General features: G+C 64.5%; 24 protein-coding genes. 12 read left to right on the forward strand and 12 right to left on the reverse strand.

Annotation, left to right across the window (positions count from 1 at the left end; genetic code table 11):
* The first annotated feature begins 61 nt into the window (after window positions 1-61).
* Complete coding sequence (locus LY284_RS01095; RefSeq protein WP_014192013.1) at window positions 62-1000, forward strand: CobD/CbiB family protein; 939 nt, start codon at window positions 62-64, stop codon at window positions 998-1000.
* Here the strand turns inward: LY284_RS01095 and LY284_RS01100 are convergent, their stop codons facing one another.
* From LY284_RS01100 to LY284_RS01110, 3 genes are read right to left on the reverse strand one after another with little or no spacing between them, the layout of a single operon-like run.
* Window positions 1001-1324: a DUF2007 domain-containing protein gene (locus tag LY284_RS01100; protein ID WP_014192012.1), complete on the reverse strand. Its 324-nt coding sequence runs from the start codon at window positions 1322-1324 to the stop codon at window positions 1001-1003.
* Window positions 1321-2247, reverse strand: coding sequence for a ribosome small subunit-dependent GTPase A (gene rsgA / locus LY284_RS01105; protein WP_233384176.1), 927 nt, complete (start codon window positions 2245-2247; stop codon window positions 1321-1323). The genes LY284_RS01100 and rsgA overlap by 4 nt, the downstream gene beginning before the upstream one ends.
* Window positions 2244-3512: a M48 family metallopeptidase gene (locus LY284_RS01110; protein WP_014192010.1), complete on the reverse strand. Its 1269-nt coding sequence runs from the start codon at window positions 3510-3512 to the stop codon at window positions 2244-2246. Before LY284_RS01110 ends, rsgA begins: the two co-directional genes overlap by 4 nt.
* Window positions 3513-3623: 111 nt before the next feature.
* Between LY284_RS01110 and orn the strand changes: the two genes are divergently transcribed.
* Window positions 3624-4226 (forward strand): oligoribonuclease, encoded by a 603-nt coding sequence (gene orn, locus LY284_RS01115; RefSeq protein ID WP_014192009.1) that lies wholly within the window; start codon window positions 3624-3626, stop codon window positions 4224-4226.
* On the opposite strand, the gene mog is transcribed toward orn, so the two are convergent.
* Together mog and yjgA are read right to left on the reverse strand one after the other, a co-directional pair.
* Complete coding sequence (mog, locus tag LY284_RS01120) at window positions 4227-4835, reverse strand: molybdopterin adenylyltransferase (protein WP_014192008.1); 609 nt, start codon at window positions 4833-4835, stop codon at window positions 4227-4229.
* Window positions 4819-5427 (reverse strand): ribosome biogenesis factor YjgA, encoded by a 609-nt coding sequence (gene yjgA / locus LY284_RS01125; RefSeq protein WP_014192007.1) that lies wholly within the window; start codon window positions 5425-5427, stop codon window positions 4819-4821. The genes mog and yjgA overlap by 17 nt, the downstream gene beginning before the upstream one ends.
* Before the next feature lie 213 nt (window positions 5428-5640).
* Between yjgA and pmbA the strand changes: the two genes are divergently transcribed.
* Window positions 5641-7011, forward strand: coding sequence for a metalloprotease PmbA (gene pmbA / locus LY284_RS01130; RefSeq protein WP_014192006.1), 1371 nt, complete (start codon window positions 5641-5643; stop codon window positions 7009-7011).
* Window positions 7012-7072: 61 nt separating this feature from the next.
* On the opposite strand, the gene LY284_RS01135 is transcribed toward pmbA, so the two are convergent.
* Both LY284_RS01135 and LY284_RS01140 read right to left on the reverse strand, forming a co-directional pair.
* Complete coding sequence (locus tag LY284_RS01135) at window positions 7073-7564, reverse strand: dihydrofolate reductase (RefSeq protein WP_014192005.1); 492 nt, start codon at window positions 7562-7564, stop codon at window positions 7073-7075.
* 88 nt (window positions 7565-7652) lie between these two features.
* Entirely contained in the window at window positions 7653-7847 is a 195-nt protein-coding gene (locus LY284_RS01140) for a hypothetical protein (protein ID WP_041730562.1), read from the reverse strand.
* A gap of 653 nt (window positions 7848-8500) precedes the next feature.
* Between LY284_RS01140 and LY284_RS01145 the strand changes: the two genes are divergently transcribed.
* Together LY284_RS01145 and LY284_RS01150 are read left to right on the forward strand one after the other, a co-directional pair.
* On the forward strand, window positions 8501-9880 hold the full coding sequence (locus tag LY284_RS01145; RefSeq protein WP_014192004.1) for a sigma-54 dependent transcriptional regulator: 1380 nt from the start codon (window positions 8501-8503) through the stop codon (window positions 9878-9880).
* Between the two features lie 152 nt (window positions 9881-10032).
* Entirely contained in the window at window positions 10033-11004 is a 972-nt protein-coding gene (locus LY284_RS01150; protein ID WP_014192003.1) for a thymidylate synthase, read from the forward strand.
* Between the two features lie 8 nt (window positions 11005-11012).
* Here the strand turns inward: LY284_RS01150 and LY284_RS01155 are convergent, their stop codons facing one another.
* Entirely contained in the window at window positions 11013-11789 is a 777-nt protein-coding gene (locus LY284_RS01155) for a helix-turn-helix transcriptional regulator (RefSeq protein ID WP_014192002.1), read from the reverse strand.
* Between the two features lie 134 nt (window positions 11790-11923).
* Between LY284_RS01155 and LY284_RS01160 the strand changes: the two genes are divergently transcribed.
* The 4 genes from LY284_RS01160 (at window position 11924) to LY284_RS01175 (ending at window position 13664) form a co-directional block, all read left to right on the forward strand.
* Entirely contained in the window at window positions 11924-12067 is a 144-nt protein-coding gene (locus tag LY284_RS01160; RefSeq protein WP_167350987.1) for a hypothetical protein, read from the forward strand.
* A gap of 337 nt (window positions 12068-12404) precedes the next feature.
* Entirely contained in the window at window positions 12405-12926 is a 522-nt protein-coding gene (locus tag LY284_RS01165; protein ID WP_014192001.1) for an acyl-CoA thioesterase, read from the forward strand.
* A 55-nt stretch (window positions 12927-12981) separates the two neighbouring features.
* Window positions 12982-13236 carry a type II toxin-antitoxin system Phd/YefM family antitoxin gene (locus LY284_RS01170; RefSeq protein ID WP_045450894.1) on the forward strand — a complete coding sequence of 85 codons (255 nt, stop codon included), beginning with the start codon at window positions 12982-12984 and terminating at the stop codon, window positions 13234-13236.
* Window positions 13236-13664: a type II toxin-antitoxin system VapC family toxin gene (locus LY284_RS01175; protein ID WP_014191999.1), complete on the forward strand. Its 429-nt coding sequence runs from the start codon at window positions 13236-13238 to the stop codon at window positions 13662-13664. Before LY284_RS01170 ends, LY284_RS01175 begins: the two co-directional genes overlap by 1 nt.
* A 25-nt stretch (window positions 13665-13689) precedes the next feature.
* Here the strand turns inward: LY284_RS01175 and fumC are convergent, their stop codons facing one another.
* The 4 genes from fumC to LY284_RS01195 form a co-directional block, all read right to left on the reverse strand.
* Window positions 13690-15096, reverse strand: a complete 1407-nt coding sequence (fumC, locus tag LY284_RS01180; RefSeq protein WP_014191998.1) for a class II fumarate hydratase — start codon at window positions 15094-15096, stop codon at window positions 13690-13692.
* A 25-nt stretch (window positions 15097-15121) separates the two neighbouring features.
* The gene (locus LY284_RS01185) at window positions 15122-16783 is read right to left on the reverse strand and encodes a phospholipase D family protein (protein ID WP_041730559.1); all 1662 of its coding nucleotides are present in this window, start codon (window positions 16781-16783) and stop codon (window positions 15122-15124) included.
* Between the two features lie 329 nt (window positions 16784-17112).
* The gene (locus LY284_RS01190; RefSeq protein ID WP_014191996.1) at window positions 17113-18561 is read right to left on the reverse strand and encodes an MATE family efflux transporter; all 1449 of its coding nucleotides are present in this window, start codon (window positions 18559-18561) and stop codon (window positions 17113-17115) included.
* A gap of 228 nt (window positions 18562-18789) precedes the next feature.
* The gene (locus tag LY284_RS01195) at window positions 18790-19011 is read right to left on the reverse strand and encodes an RNA-binding S4 domain-containing protein (RefSeq protein WP_014191995.1); all 222 of its coding nucleotides are present in this window, start codon (window positions 19009-19011) and stop codon (window positions 18790-18792) included.
* A gap of 300 nt (window positions 19012-19311) precedes the next feature.
* Here LY284_RS01195 and LY284_RS01200 point away from each other — a divergent pair, with 300 nt between their 5' ends.
* From LY284_RS01200 to LY284_RS01210, 3 genes are all read left to right on the forward strand, one after another.
* On the forward strand, window positions 19312-19761 hold the full coding sequence (locus tag LY284_RS01200; RefSeq protein WP_014191994.1) for a hypothetical protein: 450 nt from the start codon (window positions 19312-19314) through the stop codon (window positions 19759-19761).
* A gap of 61 nt (window positions 19762-19822) precedes the next feature.
* Window positions 19823-20080 (forward strand): hypothetical protein, encoded by a 258-nt coding sequence (locus LY284_RS01205; RefSeq protein WP_041730558.1) that lies wholly within the window; start codon window positions 19823-19825, stop codon window positions 20078-20080.
* A 103-nt stretch (window positions 20081-20183) separates the two neighbouring features.
* Window positions 20184-22349, forward strand: coding sequence for an ATP-dependent helicase (locus LY284_RS01210; RefSeq protein WP_255724206.1), 2166 nt, complete (start codon window positions 20184-20186; stop codon window positions 22347-22349).
* Window positions 22350-22355: the final 6 nt, after the last annotated feature.

A 22355-nucleotide genomic window follows, 5' to 3' on the forward strand; every position in this document is an offset into this window, starting at 1 on the left:
CACAGGCGCTGTGCTATCGTTACGCGAAACTCGAAATAAACCGACCGTTTCGGCGCTTCGCATGACTTTCTTCTCCGTATTGCTGGCTCTCATCATCGAGCAAGTTCGCGCGCTGTCGCCGCATAATCCGGTTTCGGCGTTGCTTCACTATCATGCGGAATCCGCCGCGCACGGGTTCGACGCCGGCAAGGAAAAGCACGGCCTCGTCGCGTGGCTCGTCGTCGTGCTGCCGTGGACGCTCGCCGTCGGCCTTGTCTACTACGTCCTGTACCAGATCAACTTCGCGCTCGCGTTCCTGTGGAACGTGGTGATCGTGTACTTCACGCTCGGCTTTCGCCAGTTCAGCCACTATTTCACCGACATCCATCTCGCGCTCAACAACGACGACGTGCCGCGCGCGCGCGAAGTGCTGACGGAATGGACCGGCATGGATACGGTCGACATGCCCGTCAGCGAGATCGCGCGGCACACGCTGGTGCATGCGGTGGTCGCGTCGCATCGGCACGTGTTCGGCGTGTTCTTCTGGTTCCTGATTCCGATCGGCCCGGCGGGCGCGGTGCTGTATCGCATCGCGGAATATCTGGCGCGCGCTTGGTCGAAGCCGAATCCCGAGCGCACCGCCGAGTTTTCGTCGTTTGCGCAGCGCGCGTTTTTCATCATCGACTGGGTGCCCGCGCGTCTCACCGCGCTCGGCTTCGCGATCGTCGGCAACTTCGAGGATGCGATCTACGCGTGGCGCAATCACGCGCGCCAATGGCCTGACGCCAACGAAGGCGTGCTGCTCGCGGCGGGCAGCGGCGCGCTCGGCGCGCGTCTCGCGGGGCCGCTTGCCGAGCCACTGTCGGTCGAAGCGCTTGCCGTCGGCGATGCGAGCCCGCTGCCGGTCGGCGACGACTGCACGCCGCGCACGCTTCAATCGGCTGTCGGGCTTGTGTGGCGCGCCGTCATTCTTTGGATGTTGCTGCTGCTCATGCTGACCATCGCGGTCTGGCTCGCGTGATCAGTCGTCGAGCGGATCGCGCGCCGTCTGACACTGCCAGCAGACGGTGAACTGCGGCTCCAGCCATTCTCCGCATTGCCTGCATTTCCACGGCCGGGCGTTCGCGTCCGGTCCGCTTCTCGCGCGCTCGATCAGGCGCATTGCCAGCGCCTCGTCGCGATCGTCGACGATCCATATCTCCGGCGCGCACTGATCCGCCGGAATCTCGCCCATCGCGCCATTCAGATAGCGATTGTGCAGCTCGCACGGCACGCCCGCGGTGGTGAGGACGTTCACCCAATGCTGCGCCGTGATCAGGTTGGGAGCGCGCGTGAGCCGCTTCATCGAACGATCTGGCTGGCTTCGTGCACGAGTTGCGCGTAGAGCGCATGACGCTCGCGGCGGATCTTGCCGGTCTCGACGGCTTCGAGCACGGCGCAGCCCGGCTCGTGCAGATGATGACAGTTGTAGAAGCGGCAATGACCGAGATACGGCCGAAAGTCCGCAAAGGCGCGTTCGAGCTGGCCTTCGGACAGATGATGGAGGCCGAATTCCTGAAAACCCGGCGAATCGATCAGCGCGCCGCCGCCGGGCAGCGCGTAGAGGCGGGTGAACGTGGTCGTGTGACGGCCACTATTGAGCGCCGATGAAATCTCGCGCGTCGCGGCGTCCGCGTCGGGGACGAGCAGATTCACGAGCGTCGATTTGCCCATGCCGGACTGGCCGAGCAGGATCGTCGAGCGATCTTTGAGGCGTGCGTCGAGTTGCGGATGGACGTCGCCAGGCGCTCTCTTCGCTGAGAGTTCGATCACCGTGTAGCCGAGCGCGCGATAAGGCGCGAGGCGTTCGCGCGCGAGCGGCAACGCGCCTTCTACGTCGATCTTGTTGAGCACGATGAGCGATTCCAGCCCGTGCGCCTCCGCCGCGATCAGCGCGCGCCCGAGCAGATCTTCGCTGAAATGCGGCTCGGTCGCGAGCACGATCAGCAACTGATCGAGATTCGCGGCGAAGAGCTTCGACTTGAACTGATCCGAGCGATAGAGCAGATTGCGCCGCTCGCCAATCCCGACGATCACACCCTGATCCACCGACGACTGCTCGTAAATCACGCGATCGCCGACGGCGACTTCGCTCTTCTTGCCGCGCGGGAAACACTGAAGCATCGCGCCGCCGTCTTCCGGCGTGACGAGATAGTGCCGCCCGTGTGCCGCGATGACCGTGCCTTCGAGACGCGCGCCCGCGTCGGAACCCCTGAAACCGCGCGTCATGCGGCGTGTTGCATCAGGCGATCGATGCGCTGCGAGGCGGGCGGATGCGAGTAATAAAACGCGGTGTAGATCGGATCGGGCGTGAGCGTGGACGCGTTGTCCTCGTAGAGCTTCACGAGCGCGTTCACGAGATCTTTCGGGTCGGTCTGGCTCGCAGCGAAGGCATCGGCTTCGAACTCATTCTTGCGCGAAGTCAGGCTGCCGAGCGGCGTGATGAAGAACATGAACACGGGCAGCACGAGCATGAAGAGCACGAGCGCAAGCCCGTTGTTGCTGCCCACGAGCGACGGCCGCACGCCGAGCCCTTCGTAGAACCAGGTTGTCTGCACGAGCCAGCCGAGCATCGCGAGCATCGCGAGACTGATGCCGAACATGACGATCATCAGCTTCAGCACGTGACGGCGCTTGAAGTGGCCGAGCTCGTGCGCGAGCACCGCTTCGATTTCGCTGCCGGACAGACGCGCGAGCAGGGTGTCGAAGAACACGATGCGCTTGGCCGCGCCGAAGCCGGTGAAATACGCGTTGCCGTGCGCCGAACGGCGGCTGCCGTCCATCACGAACAGGCCCTTGGCCGCGAAGCCGGTGCGCGACATCAGGTTCGTGATGCGCGCGACGAGCGCTTCGTCTTTCAGCGGCTCGAACTTGTTGAAGAGCGGGGCGATGAAGGTGGGATAGATGACCATCGCGAGCAACTGGAACGCGACCCAGACCATCCACGTCCAGAGCCACCAGTACGTGCCGGCGCGGTCCATCAGCCAGAGCGTGAGCAGCAGAAGCGGCGCGCCGATCACGATCGCGAGCACGGCGCCCTTCACGAGATCGACGAAAAAGAGCTTCTTCGACATGCGGTTGAAGCCGAATTTCTCTTCGATCACGAAGTGCCGAATGTAGTCGAAAGGCAGATCGATGACGCTCGTGATCACGATGACCGACGCCACCAGCGCGATCTGCCCGAGATAGCCGCGGCCGAGCCAGTCCGTGATGGCGAGATCGAGCGCCTGGACGCCGCCCAGCAACGTGAGCGCGACGAGCACGACCGCGCTCGTGACGACTTCGATCATCGTGAGCCGCGTGCGCTCGACGGTGTAATCCGCGGCGCGTTGATGCGCGGTGAGCGGAATGGTGCCGGAAAACTGCGCGGGCACGCCGTTGCGATGCGCGGCGACGTAGCGGATCTGCCGCGACGCGAGCCAGAGCTTGGTCGAAACCATGGCGGCCAGGGCGACGACGAAGATCGTCGAGAAGGCGAGAGTGAAGTTGGTCATCCGGGAATTCCGATTGGACTATGCGAGAATTATAGGTTCTTGGCTGTGCCGCCGTCGTCAGATCCTGCAATGGCGCCGATAGCGGTTTTTCCTATTTCTCAGGTTTCTCACATGACCGACATCTCACCATCGCCCGAACCCGCCGAAACTGTTTTGGTGCGCAGCGACATGAATCTCGTGTGGCTCGACATGGAGATGACCGGTCTCGATCCGGACAACGACCGCATCATCGAAATCGCGGTGGTGGTGACGAATTCCACGCTCGACAAGATGGTGGAAGGCCCGGTGCTCGCGATACATCAGACGGACGAGGCGCTCGGCCGCATGGACGAGTGGAACCGCAACACGCACGGCCGCTCGGGGCTGACGGAGCGCGTCAAGGCATCGACCGTGGACGAAGCCGAGGCCACGCGCCAGATCCGCGACTTCCTCGGCCAATACGTGCCGCCCGGCAAGTCGCCGATGTGCGGCAACTCCATCTGCCAGGACCGCCGCTTCATGGCGCGCTGGATGCCGGAGCTGGAAACCTTCTTCCATTACCGCAATCTCGATGTGAGCACGCTGAAGGAACTGTGCCGCCGCTGGCAGCCGGCCATCTACAAAGGCTTCCAGAAGCGCGCGATGCACACGGCGCTCGCCGATATCCACGAGTCCATCGACGAGCTCAAGTACTATCGCGAGCACTTCCTGATTCCGTCGGCGCCCGCTGCCTGATCAGCTTTTCGACGGGCGGATCGCGCTTTTCGGGCGAAACGCGGCGACCACGTCCGGCCGCGTTTCGATATACGGCCCGCCGATCAGATCGATGCAGTACGGCACCGCCGCAAAGATGCCCGGCACGGTCGTCTCGCCGTCCGCGTCTTTCAGGCCTTCGAGCGTTTCGCGAATCGACTTAGGCTGCCCCGGCAGATTGATGATCAGCGCGGCGTGATCGTCCGTTTCGCGGATCACCGCGACCTGGCGCGAAAGAATGGCCGTTGGCACGAAATTCAGGCTGATCTGGCGCATTTGCTCGCCGAAGCCGGGCATGGGCTTCGTGGCGACGGCGAGCGTCGCCTCGGGCGTCACGTCGCGGCGCGACGGGCCGGTGCCGCCGGTCGTCAGCACGAGATGGCAGCGGAGCGTGTCGACCAATTCGACGAGCGTCGCGGAAATGGTCGCCGCGTCGTCGTGGATCAGGCGCGTTTCGGCGCGAAACGGCGTCGCGAGGGCCGCGCCGAGCCAGTCTTGCAGCGACGGCAAGCCCTTGTCCTCGTACACGCCGGACGACGCCCGGTCGCTGATCGACACCAGCCCGACCACCAGCTCATTGCCCGTCGTCATCGAGTTCGTCCTCGTCGTCTTCGATATCGTCTTCGTCCGCACCCGCCGCGTTCTTGATCCACTGGAACAGCTCGCGATAGTAGCGCGGCGGCTTTTGCTGCTCGCGCTCCTTGCGCGCATTGCGGATCAGCGTGCGGCCTTCCTGCGGATCGACGCCCGGATGATTGCGGATGAATTCGGTGAGCGCGGCGTCGTCGGCGAGCAACTGTTCGCGCGTGCGCTCGATCCAGTGCAGTCGCGCGGTTTCGCTCTTGTTCACGCCGCGATGCGTATCGAGCGCGGTGCGCAGCGCCGCGACTTCCTCTTCGACGAGCGAGCGCATCAACTTGCCGACGTATTGCAACTGACGACGCTTGCCTTCGTGATCGGTGATGCGGCGCGCCTCGCGCACGGCGTCGCCGAGATGCTCGGGCATCGGCATCTTTTTCAGCGCGTCTTTCGGCAACGCGATGAGCGCTTCGCCCAACTCCTGCAGCGCGTGCATGTCGCGCTTGAGCTGGGATTTGCTCGGACGGTCGTAGCCGTGTTCGTCGGCCTCGCGCGCGTCGTCGCGGCCGGAATCGATCGGTTGAATGCGGGTTTTACGGTTCATCCCGACATTGTAGCTTGCGGGTGCATCGTGACCGATGCATCGCGCCCGGCGATGCGACAAAGCTTGGCGGGTGAATGCACGCCGTCCTTGCTATGATCGCGAGACAGGCCCATCCCGCTGGTTCGTGCCCGATCGCGGGCGCATCGGCCGGAATTCCGAAGCAACCACGACATGCGCGGGCGCCCGCCGCCCGACTTCCAAAGGCAACCCAAAATGGCAGCAGACATGGACGTCAAGCAACGCTACTTCCCGCATACGCAGGACGAGCTGAAGGAGATCGCCTCCGACATCCTGCGCTACGCGAAGGAACTCGGCGCGACCGATGCCGCCGCCGAAATCTCCGAAGGCGATGGCCTGTCGGTGAGCGTGCGGCGCGGCGATGTCGAAACCATCGAGCACAACCGCGACAAGATGGTCGGCGTGATGGTGTTCATCGGCAAGAAGCGCGGCAACGCGAGCACGGCCGATTTCACGCGCGAGGCGCTGCGCGACACGGTCGCCGCCGCGTACAACATCGCGCGCTTCACGGCCGAGGACAACGCGGCCGGTCTCGCCGACGAAGACCTGCTGGAGAAGGCGCCGCAGGATCTCGATCTCTATCACCCGTGGGACATCGACGCGGAAGAGGCCGCCGAGATCGCGCGCCGCGCCGAGGCCGCCGCGTTCGCCGTCGACAAGCGCGTGAGCAACTCGGAGGGCGCGAGCGTCTCCGCGCAGCATTCGCAGTTCGTGCTCGCGACTTCGCGCGGCTTCATGGCGGGCTATCCGTACTCGCGCCATTACATTTCGTGCGCGCCGATCGCAGCGGCCGGCCGCGACATGCAGCGCGACGACTGGTACACGTCCAAACGCGACGCCGCCGGTCTCGCCGCGCCGGAAGCGGTGGGGCGCTACGCGGCCGAGCGCGCGCTCGCGCGTCTAGGTGCGAGAAGCCTCGACACGCGCAAGTGCCGCGTGCTGTTCGAAGCGCCGCTCGCGGCCGGCATTCTCGGCTCGTTCGTGCAGGCGGTGAGCGGCGGCGCGCTGTATCGCAAGACCTCGTTTCTCGTCGATAGCCTCGGCAAGCCGGTGTTCGCGCCGCATATCCAGATCGTCGAAGATCCGCACGTGAAGGGCGGCATGGGCAGCGCGCCGTTCGACGAGGAAGGCGTGCGCACGCAGCGGCGCAACGTGGTCGAAGACGGCGTCGTGCAGGGCTATTTCCTGTCGATGTATTCGGCGCGCAAGCTCGGCATGAAGACGACCGGCAACGCGGGCGGCTCGCACAATCTCACGATGAAGAGCGCGCACACGAAGCCGGAAGACGATTTCGAAGCGATGCTCAAGAAACTCGACACGGGCTTGCTGCTCACGGAGTTGATGGGCCAGGGCGTCAACTACGTGACGGGCGATTATTCGCGCGGCGCGTCGGGTTTCTGGGTCGAGAACGGCAAGATCGTGCACGCGGTGGAGGAAATCACGGTGGCGAGCACGTTGCAGGAAATGTTCCGCCATATCGAGGCCATCGGCGCGGATACGGTCGTGCGCGGCACGAAGGAAATCGGTTCGGTTCTGATCGAGCGGATGACCGTCGCGGGGCAGTAATCGCCGAAGCACGCACCGCGTGATACACAATGGCCCCGGACGCGTCCGGGGCCATTTGCTTTCAGGCGCGAATGCGCTCGTAAGCGACGAACGCGAAATCGAATGCGTTCGGCGGCGCGGCGCGGTGCGTCTCGCGCGACACCTCCCGCCAGTGCGCCGGATCGGGCGCGGGGAAACGCGTGTCGCCGTCGAAGTCCGCGTCGATTTCGGTGACGATCAGCTTGTCCGCGCGTTCGAAGCCGTCGCGATACAACTGCGCGCCGCCGATCAGAAACGCTTCGTCGGCCGGGGCCAGCGCGAGCGCGGCGTCGAGGCTCGTGACGACATCGCAGCCCTCGTAGCGCCGCGACGCATCGCGGGACACGACGATATTGCGCCGCCCCGGCAGCGGCCGGCCGATCGATTCGTGCGTCTTGCGGCCCATGATGATGGGCGCGCCCATCGTCGTGCGCTTGAAGAACGCGAGGTCTTCGGGCAGCCGCCAGGGAAGTTGGTTGTCGCGTCCGATCACGCCATTGCGCGCGCGGGCGACGATCAGAGTCAGCGTCGTCATCGAAAAGAGGTCGGGCAGATGGGCGCGCGGGTCGCGCCGCCGGGGCCTCGATTCTAACCGACGCGCTCGCCGGAGCCGCCGCGCGGGGTCACGCCTCGGGCGAGTCGTCGTCGAGCGGCGGCGGCCCGTGGGCGTGCGTGGGTGCAACCTCGTCCCACAGCGTGACGCTGATCGCCGATCCCGCCGGACGCGCGGCGGGTGCGCAGCCGGCTTCGTCGGCGGTCTCGCCTTTTTGATGCGCGTCGGATGCATCGCCGCGGCTTAATGAACTGTCGAGAGCCATTCTGACTACATAATCCGAGGTAACTATTCCCGGAACTGAAAAATCCGGAAATAAAGTGATCGCGCAGCCGGTAAGAAAGAATAAGCAAAACCGAATGCGACGCTAAAACAGAACGCTCGTTCTGCTCGGAGAATTTCTTACCTTCTGATGCGCTAAAAATAGCGAATTATGTGCCACCGCGCTGGAACCTTTGCCAGGCAAAGGCCCTTCGTTTTCAGGGGGAACATCGGTGCGGCAATCCGGGCAAAAACGTTTCACCGTTGAAACACAAAGGCAGAAAAACATGAACTTCTCGCGAAAGCGGTATAAGATTTTGTCTTATTAAATTGTGCGCAAAGTTTTTAATAACCGTGTGAGAAATTCACGTCAGCCCCGTCCTGTCAAGGTTTTGTGGCTAATAGGGCGGTTCCCGCGATATTTGTTTCCGGGGCTTCTGGGTTATAGTAGTCTCTCAAAAACAGCACAGAATCAGACATAAAGGGTTTCGTGGAAGGGTGCGCGACGTTTCGCGCCGTGTCCCGGGGGCGACGTATCGAATGGCAAGTCCCTCTCCAGACGTTTTCCGCAAACGTGCGAGGGCAACGAAGTCTGCGATGTAGCGCGAGCCTAACTACGTGACCTTTTCAACGAATGTTGAACAAAGGATCTGAATAATGGACGTCGCTCGGCGGCAACTCATCTATGTGACTCGCGATCCAAGCGAGACGCTATGCGCGCGATTCGAGGAGCGCGGCTGGCACATCGAGATCGTCGCGAGCGCGCGCGACACGCGCAAGGCATTGCGAAACGATCTGGCGACCGGGGGGTTGCTGGATCTGTCGAGCCATTTCGAATCTCATGAACTGGCGGCGTTCGAATCGTCGCTGACGATGACCAATGTGGGCTGGGTCGCCACCACCGTTGCCGGACAGCTGGAAGACGCCGCCGTGCGGCGGCTGATTCGCGACTACTGTTTCGATTACGTGACGTTGCCGACGTCGAACGACCGCATCGTCGATTCCGTCGGTCATGCATACGGCATGGTGGCGCTGCACGACGCCGCGTCGAACGACGCGCGCAGCGAAGGCCGCGCCGAGGGCGAAATGGTCGGTTCGTGCGACGCGATGCTCGCGCTCTTCCGCTCGATCCGCAAGGTCGCGATGACCGACGCGCCCGTGTTCATTTCGGGCGAATCCGGCACCGGCAAGGAACTGACCGCAGTCGCCATCCACGAACGTTCCGCGCGCCGCGATCAGCCGTTTGTCGCGATCAACTGCGGCGCGATTCCAGCGCATCTGCTGCAATCGGAGCTCTTCGGCTACGAACGCGGCGCATTCACCGGCGCGAATCAGCGCAAGATCGGGCGCGTCGAAGCGGCCAACGGCGGCACGTTGTTCCTCGATGAAATCGGCGATTTGCCGCTGGAAAGCCAGGCAAGCCTGTTGCGCTTCCTGCAGGAGCGCAAGGTCGAGCGGCTCGGCGGACACGGCTCGACGCCCGTCGATGTGCGCATCATCTCGGCGACGCACGTCGATATGCAGACCGCGATGATCGAAGGCCGGTTCCGCGCGGACTTGTATCACCGCCTGTGCGTGCTGCAGATCGACGAGCCGCCGCTGCGCGCGCGCGGCAAGGATATCGAACTGCTGGCGAAACACATGCTCGACCGCTTCAAGAAGGACGCGAGCCGGCGTCTGCGCGGTTTTTCACCCGATGCGATCGCGGCGATCCACAACTACGGCTGGCCGGGCAACGTGCGCGAGCTCATCAACCGCGTGCGGCGCGCGATCGTGATGTCGGAAGGGCGTCAGATCACCGCGCGCGATCTCGAGCTCGGCGAGTATGTGGAAGTCGCACCGGTGTCGCTCGCGCAGGCGCGCGAGGCCGCCGAGCGGCAGGCGATCGAACTCGCGCTGCTGCGGCATCGCGGGCGGCTGGGCGATGCGGCGCAGGAACTCGGCATTTCGCGCGTGACGCTGTATCGCTTGCTGTCGGCGCACGGCATGCGTCATATCGAGGTCGATGCGCCGTCGGAGCACGCCACGCGCGGCTGACGCTTCATCATCCGAACTTCACCCAGACGGGCGCTTGCAGGCGCCCGTTTTTTCGTGCCGTTGCGTTACAGCGCCCAACTCCGCTGCTTGCTAAAATCTCCCGTTTACGCCTTCCGTTCGTGAGGGCGCGCAGCATACCCAGGGAACATTGAATGAAACAGTATCTCGAGCTCGTCCAGACGATCCTCGATACCGGCACTTGGCAGGAAAACCGCACGGGTATCCGCACGATCAGCATGCCCGGCGCGATGCTGCGCTTCGACTTGCAGCAAGGCTTTCCCGCGGTGACGACGAAAAAACTCGCGTTCAAATCCGCGATCGGCGAGCTGGTGGGCTTTCTGCGCGCGTCGAAGAGCGCGGCGGACTTTCGCGCGCTCGGCTGCAAGGTGTGGGACGCCAACGCGAACGAGAATCCGCAATGGCTCGAGAACCCTTACCGGCAAGGGCCGGACGATCTCGGCGACGTCTACGGCGTGCAGTGGCGCAAGTGGCCCGCGTACAAGCTGATCGACGCCAGCGCGAACGATCAGATTTCGGATGCGACCAATCGCGGCTTTCAGCTCGTCACGAGCTTCGTCGAAAACGGGCGCGAGCAGGTGCTGCTCTACAAGGCGATCGATCAGTTGCGCCAGTGTCTCGACACCATCATCGAGCGTCCGACCGACCGGCGCATTCTGTTTCACGCGTGGAATCCCGCGAAGCTCGACGAGATCGCGCTGCCGGCGTGCCATCTGCTGTACCAGTTCATCCCGAATGCGGTGACGCGTGAAATCTCGCTGTGTCTGTACATCCGCAGCAACGATGTCGGGCTCGGCACGCCGTTCAACCTGACCGAGGGCGCGGCGCTGCTGCATCTCGTCGGCAGGCTGACGGGATACACGCCGCGCTGGTTCACGTATTTCATCGGCGATGCGCATATCTACGAGAACCAGCTTGGCATGCTTGAGGAGCAGTTGAAGCGCGCGCCGTTGCCGTCGCCGCAGCTCATCATCTCGGACCGCGTGCCGGATTACGCGGTCACGAAGCGCTACGAGCCGGAATGGCTGGAGAAGATCGAGCCGAAGGATTTCGCGCTCGAAGGGTACAAGCACCACGAGCCGCTCACCGCGCCAATGGCGGTGTAGCCACGCCGCTAGCGCACCGGGCGCGCCGACAGAAAGTCTTCGAAATGCCGGTGCCCGGCGGGCGTCACGCGCAGCACGCGGCGCTTCGCGGTGTGCTCGATCCAGCCGTGCGACTCGCACGCTTCCAGAAACGCCGCGCCGAGCGCGCCGCCGAGATGCGGCCTGCGCTCGCTCCAGTCGATGCACGTACACGCGAACCGGCGGCGGCGCGCGCGCTGCGCTTTCATGTCGATGCCGAGTTCTGCGAATGCCCGCGCGCCTTCGGGCGTCGTGTCGAGCGCTGCGGGGCCGTGGGTTTGCGTTTGCGTCTGGGATTGCGTCCGATCGTCGGCCGCCGCGAGCCAGTTGCGCGCGATCATCCGGTCGAAAAGCTGCACTGCAAGTTCGCCCGCGAGATGGTCGTAGCACGTGCGCGCGAAGCGCATCTCCACTGGCACGGCGGAAGGCGGCCGTTCCGGCGTGCGTTGCGGCGCGCTCGCCCGTGCGAGATTCGCGAGCGCTTCGATGGCGGCGGCAATGTCGGGCATCGCGATGCGGTAGTAGCGATGCCGTCCGCTCACTTCGAGCGCGAGCAGGCCGCCTTCGGTCAGCCGCGCGAGATGCCCGCTCGCCGCCGAGGGCGACAGTCCCGCGATCATCGTCAGTTCGCCGGCCGGGCGCGCGGTGCCGTCCATTAGCGACCAGAGCATCGCGGCGCGGCCCGGATCGGCGATCAGCGCGCCGATGCGCGACAGGCCGGGAAAATGGCGGACGCGCGAGTCCGTATCGTCGAGCAGCGAGTTCATGGCGATGTCCTTTTTGTCGATGCTTTCATGCTAGCGCGCCATCGCAACCGATGTTTCACCGTGCGCCGAAATGTCGATGCGCAGTGCCGGCGCTAGAATGGCTCTTTGCGTTTGAATGCGGCCGAGGTCATCACATGTCCAGATTCCTACTTGCCAGCGTGCTCGGCGCGCTGATGCTCTGCGCGGGATGCGCGGGCGCACCGTCGTCATCGGCGGGCGGCGGCGGCAGCATCACGATGTACGGCACGATCGATCAGGGCATCACCGTGCACGACTAGGGTCTGTTCACCTATAAAACGTGCATGCGAACGCCCGAAATCGGCTGCAGTGCGAGGAGCGCGGCGCGCCGTTTGGCCGCTCCAAACAAGCGACGCGCGACGCCGCAATGTGGCCGATTTCGGGCGTTCCCCTGATTGGGTTTTATAGCTAGGGGTTGCCCCGTAAAGGGCCGCTCGCCGCGTCATGCTCCTCGCGAAGGCGCCCGGTCTTAGCTTCGTCGCATTCCTTGCGATCGGCCCTTTACGGGGCAACGCATGCACGTTTTATAGGTGAACAGACCCTAGGCTTTCTCGCTACTTATAATCGGCGTCACACACCACAAACGATGACGCCCCCATGAACACGCCAGCCTCGTCCCCCGTTCCCGCTGCGCCGAAAAGCCGCGCCGAAACCACTTTCCGCTTTCTTGCCGAGCCTACGTCGGTGAATTTCGGCGGCAAGGTGCACGGCGGCGCGCTGATGAAATGGATCGACGAAACCGCCTACGCCTGTGCCGCGATGTGGTCCGGCCGCTATGCGGTGACGGTGAGCGTCGGCAATATCCGCTTTCGCCGGCCGATTCTCGTCGGCAATCTGGTCGAATTGCGCGCCCGCGTGGTCACGACCGGGCGCACCAGCATGCACATTCACATTTCCGTGCATGCGGGCGATCCCAAAGTCGGCGAATTGCAGATGACGACGGATTGCCTGATGGTTTTCGTCGCCGTCGACGAGAAAGGGCAGCCCACGCCCGTGCCGTCCTTCGTGCCGGAAACGGACGAGGAAAAGCGCCTCGCCAAATACGCGATGGACGTGAAGGACGCGCTCGACGCGATCGTCGAGCTGAAGCCGGAAGAGGTGGCGGCGGGGAGGGTTTGAACGCCCGGCTGGATTGTAGTAACATTCCTACATCGAATGCAGGGAGTGCGCCGCCATGACCATCACGACTTTATCCAGCCGGGAACTCAATCAGGACGTCACCCGTGCAAAAAAGGCGACGAAGGACGGCCCCGTATTTATTACGGACCGGGGCAGGCCGGCGCATGTGCTGTTGAGCATCGAGGAGTATCAGCGGCTTGCGGGCAATAAGCGCAATCTCGTCGATGCGCTGTCGATGCCCGGACTCGCGGACATCGATGTCGAATTTCCGCGCTCACGGGCGCTTCCTCGTGCTGCCGACGTCGAATAATGTTTCTGCTCGATACCAACGTCATCTCCGAACTGCGCAAAGCCGGCGATGGCCGCGCCGATGCCAACGTCATCGCCTGGCTGTCGGGCGAGGATGCGACGGACTTCTACATTTCAGCCGTCACGCTGTTTGAACTCGAATTGGGCATTCTTCGCATGGAGCGGCGCGACGCCGAGCGGGGAGCACGGCTGCGCACCTGGATGCGCACCCGTGTGCTTCCCGAATTCGCCGAACGGACCTTGTCGCTCGATTCGACGGTGGCGATGCGATGCGCCAGGCTTCACGTCCCCGATCCCCGTCCCGAGCGCGATGCGTTCATCGCCGCCACGGCCATCGTGCACGGCATGACGGTTGTGACGCGAAACGTCGCCGACTACGCGCCGTGCGGCCTTCGCGTCATCAATCCGTGGGACGCGTCACCCGCCTAGAGAGCGGGGCAGCGCTTGCGCGCGCCTACTTCTTCCCCACCATATCCCCCGGCTTGACCCACTCGTCGAACTGCTGCTCGGTCACGTGCCCGAGCGCGAGCGCGGCGGCCTTGAGCGTCGTGCCTTCCTTGTGGGCCTTCTTCGCGATCTGCGCGGCCTTGTCGTAGCCGATGTGGGGATTCAGCGCCGTCACCAGCATCAGCGATTCGTTGAGCAGGCTGTCGATGCGCTTCTCGTTCGGCTCGATACCGACCGCGCAGTTGTCGTTGAAGCTCTGCGCGCCGTCCGCGAGCAGGCGCGCGGACTGCAGCACGTTATGCGCGATCATCGGCCGGAACACGTTCAGCTCGAAGTTGCCGCTCGCGCCGCCGAAGTTCACCGCGACGTCGTTGCCGAAGACCTGGCAGCACAGCATGGTCACGGCTTCGGACTGCGTCGGGTTCACCTTGCCGGGCATGATCGAGCTGCCCGGCTCGTTCTCCGGAATCGACAATTCGCCGAGCCCGCAGCGCGGCCCGCTCGACAGCCAGCGGATATCGTTGGCGATCTTCATCATGCCCGCGGCGACGGTCTTCAGCGCGCCGTGCGCGGCGACGAGCGCGTCGGCGGCGGCCATGACCTCGAACTTGTTCGGCGCGGTCTCGAAGGGCAGACCGGTGAGCTTGCCGATCGCGGCCGCCACCTTCGCGGCGAATTCCGGATGCGCGTTCAGGCCGGTGCCGACCGCCGTGCCGCCCTGCGCGAGCTGGTACAGATGCGGCAGCGTCGCCTCGACATGCCGGATGCCCTGATCGAGCTGCGCGACATAGCCGGAGAACTCCTGGCCCAGCGTGAGCGGCGTCGCGTCCTGAAGATGCGTGCGGCCGATCTTCACGATCTTGTCGAAGGCCTTGGCTTTCTTGTCGAGCGTATCGCGCAGCGTCTTCAGCGACGGAATCAGATGTTTGACGATGGCATACGCCGCCGCGACGTGCATCGCCGTCGGGAATACGTCGTTCGACGACTGGCCGCGGTTCACGTCGTCGTTCGGATGGACGAGACGCTCCTCGCCGCGCGGTCCGCCCATGATCTCGCTCGCGCGATTGGCGATCACCTCGTTCAGATTCATGTTGGTCTGCGTGCCCGAGCCGGTCTGCCACACGGCGAGCGGAAATTCATCGGGATGCTTGCCGTCGATGATTTCCTCGGCCGCCTGCATGATCGCGCGGGCCTTCTTCGAATCGAGCACCTTCAGCCCTTCGTTCACCTCGGCGGCGGCGTGCTTGACGATCGCGAGCGCGGTGATGAGTTCGGGCGACTGCTTTTCCGTAGAAATCTTGAAGTTCTGCAGCGAGCGCTGAGTTTGCGCGCCCCAGAGCTTGCCGTTCGGCACGGCGATCTCGCCGAACGTGTCCTTCTCCATCCGTACGCCGTCCTTCGCGTTCTGTGTCATGGCCTGAGATTCCCTCGAAATTGGATCAGAGCTGCTGGTCGACGGGCAGCAGCGTGAAGATGCCCGTCATCAGATTGCGATAAAAACCCGCCTCGGGATCGAAGTTCCAGGTGACGAGGCTGCCGTTTTCCTCGGCGGTCCAGACGAGGCCCGACCGCGGCGCGCCCGTGCGCCGCATCTCCTCATCGACCGCCGCGCTCGCGAGTTGCACCCGCCAGCTGACTTTCGGCGAAATGGCGTCGGCAAAAAGACCGGCGGCTTCGCTGGCGATGGCCTTGTCGTGAATCACGAGCGCGAGCTCGGTGTTCAGCTTCGACGAACGCGGATCGAGATTCATGGAGCCGATCACGAGGATACTCCGATCGATCACATAAGCCTTCGCATGCAGGCTCGCGCGCGATTGCGAACCGAACAGGCCCGCGCGCGGACTGGCTTCGCCTTCGGCCTGGATCGGCTTGAACTCGTACAGCTCGACACCGTTTTTCAGCATCGGCACGCGATACGGCGCGTAGCCGGCCTGCACGGCGACGGCGTCGGTGGCGGCGAGCGAATTGGTCAGGACCGCGACCCGCACGCCACGCTTCGTGAGATCGCCAAGCGCCTTCACGCCCGCGTCGTGCGGCACGAAGTAGGGCGAGATGATCAGGAATTCCCGCTGCGCGTCTTTCAGCAGATCGACGAGGCGCGTCATCGGCGGGCTCTTGTAGTCGTCGCTCGGACGCTCGATCTTCGACGGCGAATCGACCCAGAACTCCGTCGGCGCCCAGACGAGGCCCATTTCCCCGCGCGCGATCTGCTGCGCGAGCGGCGTCGCGTTGAGCGGTTTCGCGTTCAGCGGATCGGCCTGCTTGCGCCAGTGCGCGCGCAGATCGTCGCGGGTCTTGTCGAGCTCGGAAGCATCGAATTTCTGCTTGTTCAGCCCGCGCAACGGATACGCGAGCGAGCTGTTCCAGTAATCGTCGAAGCTCGCGGAAATCTTGTGCGTGACAGGGCCTGCGGCGAAGACGTCGAGATCGCGGAATTGCAGCGTGGGGCTTGCGCTGAAGTACTCGTCGCCTAGATTACGCCCGCCGACGATCGCGATCTGGTTGTCCGCGATCATCGCCTTGTTGTGCATGCGGCGCGTGAAGTGGCTCAGGTTCGTGAAGACGTTCTGCGTGCGCTCGGACAAGCTGCGCTGCGCGCTGCCGAACGGGTTGAACACGCGAATCTCGATCTTGTCGTGCGAGTTGAGCGCCGCCATGATGCGGTCGATGTCCTTGAAGTTCAGGTCATCGACGAGCATGCGCACGCGCACGCCGCGATCCGCCGCATGGAGCGCGGCACCGAGCAGCAGCTTGCCGGTGTTGTCTTCCTCGGCGATGTAGTACTGCATGTCGAGCGTCCTGGTCGCCGCGCGCGCGAGCGCGACGCGGGCCTGCAGCGCGTCCGTGCCGGTGCGCAGAAGGCGCACGGCGGACTCGTCCGGATGCTGCTGTTCCAGCGGCGCGAGCGCGGCCGCGAGCGGCGTCGCTTCGCTCGTGGAGAGCGCCTGGCTCGACGGACGGTCGAACGCCGTCGCGGGCGGGCGCTCCGCGCAGGCGGCGAGCGCCGCCATCATCACGACGATGGCCACATTGCGCACGGCGGCGCGAAATCTTCCTTCGATGCTTGCGCGCTCTACGTCACGCCCGGCCGCTTCCCACATCCCCCGGCTTTCCGACACTTCGATTCCTCTTTTTAGTGGTCGCGATCCGTACGTCACGACACGTTTTCAGGACGACACCAAGCAAGAAGCGTTCTCGCGCGGCGCGTCTCGAATTTATTGTATGGGAAATCGGGAAATGGCCGTGCGCGACACCGCGCGGTAGAGAGCAACGAACCATAGGGACGAAAAAAAGCCCGCTTGGCTGAAGCGGGCTGACAACCCCTGTCACAGATGTCTCAAGGAGGAGACGGGTTCATCCTAGCAATGCGCCCCGCGCGCACCAACCAAGCATTCCTGCTATGCATATCGGCGCGCGGCTCGGGTGCTTATCAAACGTGGCCGTGCGGCGCGGCGTCCGGGGCGCCGGCGTCGTCGGGCCTGGGCGCGACGCCCGTCTCGATGAACCGCCGGCTGATGCGATGGAACCGCAAGGTCATCAGCGCGGCGACGCTCGCGAGGCCCGCCGCGAGCCCCCACCACAGGCCCTTTGCGCCGAGCTCGAAGTGAAACGCGAGCACGTAGCCGGTCGGAAAACCGACGCCCCAGTAGCCGAACGCGGCGGCGAGCATGGGGATGCGCGTGTCCTTGAGACCGCGCAGGCAGCCGGAGCCGACCGTCTGCATGCCGTCGACGATCTGGAACACCGCCGCGACGCTGAGGAGCGATGCGGCGAGCGCGACGGTGGACGCGTTGGCGGGATCGTCCAGATGCAGATAGAGGCCGACGATCGCATGCGGGACGGTGATCAGCACGAGGCCCGAGCACATCATGAAGCCGACGCCCAGCGCGATCGCAACGAAGCCCGCATGCCGCGCCGCGACGGGCACGCCCGCGCCGACCCAGTAGCCCACGCGCACGTTCGCCGCCTGGCCGATCGCGAGCGGCACCATGAACGCGACCGACGCGACGTTGAGCGCGATCTGATGCGCGGCGAGCGGCGCTTCGCCGAGCAGACCGACCATCATGCCGGTGGCGAGAAAGAGCGTCGATTCGACGCCGTACGTGATCGCGACCGGCCAGCCGATGCCGAACAGTTCGCCCATCAAGGGCAGGCGCGGGCGCGCGCGCACGACGAAATGCTTGTAGCGCGGCCGCAGATGCAGCACCGCGACGAGCGCCGCCGCCGTCAGCCAGACCGTGATGGTCGTCGCCGCCGCGGAGCCGAGGAAGCCTTCGCGCGGCATGCCATACGCGCCGTGAATGAGCCCGTAGTTGAGAAAGCCGTTGACGAAGACGCCGCCGATGGAAATCCACAAGAGTCTGCGCGCCGCGCCGATCGCGGGAAGGAACGCGCGCATCATCCCGATGCCGATGAGACTGCCAGGCGTCCCCCAGCGCAGCACCGCGCAGTACTCGCCGACGTTCTTCGCGAGCGTCGCGGGCTCGTGGAACGCGAGCAGGATCGGCTCGGCATAGCTCAGCAGCACGAACGCCGGCACGGCGAGCAGCACGGACAGCACGAGGCCCGTCCAGTAGATGCTCGGCACGCGGTCGTCGGCATTCGCGCCGCGCGCATGCGCGACCGACACGGACACCGAGGTCAGCACACCCTGCAAAAGCGTCACGACGACGAAGAAGAGATTCGCGCCCAGGCCGCCCGCGGCGAGCGCGTCCGGGCCGAGCGAGCCGAGCAGGATGGTGTCGGTGACGCCCATCGCCATCTGCGAGAGCTGCGCGATGGCGAGCGGCGCGGCGAGGCGCGCCGTATCGACAGCGTGACGCGAGAGGCTCGGCGGTCCTTGATGCGCGCGCGTGGCGCGCGTGGCTTGCGGTTGCATGGTTGACCGGATCGAAACGATGACGGCGCATCAGTCAGTGCACTGAGCGCCGTGGACTGGAAAGCGAAGGGGCAAAGATCGAAGCGCAGACGCGCTGACGGGAACCGACGCTGAAACCAGAACGAAAGACGACTAGCTTATTGCGTCGCGCGCGCCGTGTCGATGACGCGTTCGCTTATGGCCGGGTTTTGGCAAGCGCGCGGCGTGTGCGCGCAAGTGCGCGCGACGCTATTTGGGCGCGCGAACGTGGATGGTCTGGCCGTCGATCTTTACTTTCTGGCCCGCGCGGATCTTGCAGGTCTTGCGCATCTCGACCTGGCCGTTGACGGTGACATCGCCCATCGCGACGCGCGCCTTCGCCGAGCCGCCGCTGTCCGCGAGACCCATGATCTTGAGGAGGTTGTGAAGCTCGATGTAGTCGCCCGTGAGGGTGAAGTGCAGTGCAGGCATGGGACGGCGAAACAGGAAAGGCCTCCATGATAAACCACGGCCGCCGCCGCTTCGGGCATGCGCCGTGCTGTTCGCTGTGCGGACGCCGGTAATCCGGTCGCAAGCGGGTCGATTGGCAAATGTAGCCAGATGAAACCGTCAGTAACAATGACTGGTTTTCGCGAACTCGCCCGATCGCACGCCGGTCCGACCTGTTGATCGATGCAGCTTCGGTCATCTTTCCAATCGACAAAAGTCGCGCGGACGCCTGCTTCACGTCGTTCGGGTGCCGCCGACGCCAACTAAAGAGAGGACTAGCTCATGACTCGCGCACGAATTCTTCTGATCGGTTCCGCCATCGCCACGCTTGCCGCTTCGGGCGCCTACGCGCAGACCGCGACGCAACCCGCGCCGGTGCAGGCGCAGACGCAAATGCAGGCCCAGATGCAGCCCGCGCCGGATGCCGCGGCAAACGGGCAGATCGCGGGCCAGGCGCCTGTGACACCGCCGCAGCACAACGTCGTCGCGCCCGCGCCGACCGATCCGCTCGTCCAGCGCCGCAACGCGAACGCGGAGGCGAACGCCGAATACAGCGCGTCGAAGAAGGCGTCGAAGGCCGAACTGAAGGCGCAGAACCAGCAGGCCAAGGCGCAGTACAAGGAGGACGTCAAGAACGCGAAGATCAACCGCAAGGCGGACAAGGACGCCGCCCGCGCGGAACTGAACGCGACGGAGCCGCGCGCGCCGAAGGACACGGGCCTGCAGCACTGAGCGTGAAGCGCCGCGAAGCCGTCATGGCTTCGCGGCAATGCATTGGGAAAGGGAGGACATCATGAATCGAAAAGCACATGCACTACTGGCCGCGCTGATCGCGGGAACGTTCGCAAGCGTAAGCGTGGCATCGATCGCGCAGACGACGAGCGACGCCCCGACGAAGGCGGATCAGAAGGCCGCGAAGAAGCAGGCCGAAGCCGACAAGGACGCCGCCGTCGCGCAGGCCAAGGCCGACAAGAAGAAGACGGAGGCGCAATCCGAAGCCAACGAAGCCGCCGCCGACGCAAAGGTGAAGAACGCGAAGAAGGCGCAATAACCCGTTTTCGAGAACGATGCGAGCCCGGATCCCTTGCGGACCGGGCTCGTTGCATTTGGGGCCAAAAGCCTAGCCAGGCCAAGGACTTGCGCGCGCGGGTTGTATGGATATACAGTGTGCGTCACCTTTTCCCCCGCCGTCTCTCTCCGTGCTCACGCTTCCCGACACCGTTGCCGAATCCGCCGCACAGCAGGCCGCCGACTATCTCGCCAAGCTCAACGAGGCGCAGCGCGCGGCCGTCGAATTCGGCGTCGATGAACCCGGCCATCGCGGCGGGCCGCTGCTCGTGATCGCGGGCGCGGGTTCGGGCAAGACGAACACGCTCGCGCATCGCGTCGCGCATCTGCTGGTCAAGGGCGCGGACCCGCATCGCATCTTGCTGCTCACGTTTTCGCGGCGCGCGGCGCTCGAAATGACGCGGCGCGTGTCGCGCATCGCCATGAACGCGCTCGGAAAGAGAAGCGCCATCGCGCAGGGTCTGACGTGGTCCGGCACCTTCCATAGCGTCGGCGCGCGGCTGTTGCGCGATTACGCCGATCTCGTCGGGCTCGCGCCGTCGTTTACGATCAACGACCGCGAGGATTCCGCCGATCTCATGAATCTCGTGCGGCACGAGCTCGGCCTGTCGTCGAAGGAAAAGCGCTTTCCGGCCAAGTCGACGTGCTTCGCGATCTACTCGCGCGTCGTGAATACGGGCGCATCGCTTGGGCGCGTGCTCGACCATTCGTATCCGTGGTGCCGCGAGTGGGAAGCCGACCTCAAGCGCCTCTTCGCCGCCTATGTCAGCGCGAAACAGGCGCAAAGCGTGCTCGATTACGACGATCTGCTGCTCTACTGGTCGCATCTCGCGGCGGAGCCGTCGTTGGCCGCGGATCTCGCGAGCCGCTTCGATCACGTGCTCGTCGACGAATATCAGGACACGAACCGTCTGCAGGCGTCCATTCTTCTCGCGATGAAACCGGACGGCCGCGGCCTCACGGTCGTCGGCGACGACGCGCAGTCCATCTATTCGTTTCGCGGCGCGACGGTGCGCAACATCCTCGATTTTCCCGGCCATTTCGATCCGCCCGCCGCAACCGTCACGCTCGATCGCAACTATCGCTCGACGCAGCCGATTCTCGAGGCGTCGAATGCGGTCATCGGCATGGCGAGCGAGCGCTACACGAAGAATCTGTGGACCGACAAGGCATCGGCGCAAAAGCCGCGCGTCGTCTCCGTCGCGGACGAGGCCGATCAGGCGCGCTATGTCGTCGAGAAAGTGCTGGAGGCGCGCGAGGCGGGCATGAAGCTCAAGGCGCAGGCGGTGCTTTTTCGCGCGGCGCATCACAGCGCGACGCTCGAAATCGAGCTCACGCGCCGGAACATTCCGTTCGTGAAGTTCGGCGGGCTGAAGTTTCTCGATTCCGTGCACGTGAAGGACGTGCTTGCGGTGCTGCGCTGGGCGGAGAATCCGCGCGATCGCGTCGCGGGCTTTCGCGTCGCGCAACTGTTGCCGGGCGTCGGTCCCGCCATTGCGGGGCGTTTGCTGGACAGTGTGAGCGCACCGGACGCGGTCGCATCGAGCGCCATTGCCGCGTTCCAGGCGCCCGCACGAGCGAGCGACGACTGGCCACGCTTCGTCGGCCTGATGGCGAAGCTCTGCGGACGCGAGTCGGGCTGGCCCGCCGAGTTCGAGATGATCCGCCGCTGGTACGAGCCGCATCTGGAACGCAATCACGAGGACGCGGCGATCCGCATCGGCGACGTCTTGCAGATGGAAAGCATCGCGGCGACGTATCCGACGCGCGAGCGCTTTCTCACCGAACTCACGCTCGATCCGCCCGATGCAACCAGCGACGAATCTGGCGTGCCGCTGCTCGACGAGGACTATCTGATTCTCTCGACCATCCACTCGGCGAAGGGCCAGGAATGGCGCAACGTGTTCGTGCTGAACGGCGTGGATGGCTGCATTCCGTCCGATCTCGGTACGGGCAGCGACGAGGAAATCGACGAAGAAAGGCGTCTGCTCTATGTCGCGATGACGCGCGCGAAGGAAGATCTGCACATCGTCACGCCGCAGCGTTTCTACGTGCACAACCAGACGCATCTCGGCGACCGGCACGTGTGGGCGCAGCGCACGCGTTTCATTCCGCCGCATCTGATGCAGAACTTCGAGGCGGCGGCGTGGCCGCCGGTGATTGCGCCCGCCGCGCCGACAGCGGCGGGGCTCGCGGCGGCCGCGAAAGCGAAGCTCGATATCGCGGCGCGCCTGAAGGGAATGTGGGACTGAAAAACT

This window comes from Caballeronia sp. PC1, assembly GCF_021353155.1.
Taxonomy (GTDB): Bacteria; Pseudomonadota; Gammaproteobacteria; order Burkholderiales; family Burkholderiaceae; genus Caballeronia; species Caballeronia cordobensis.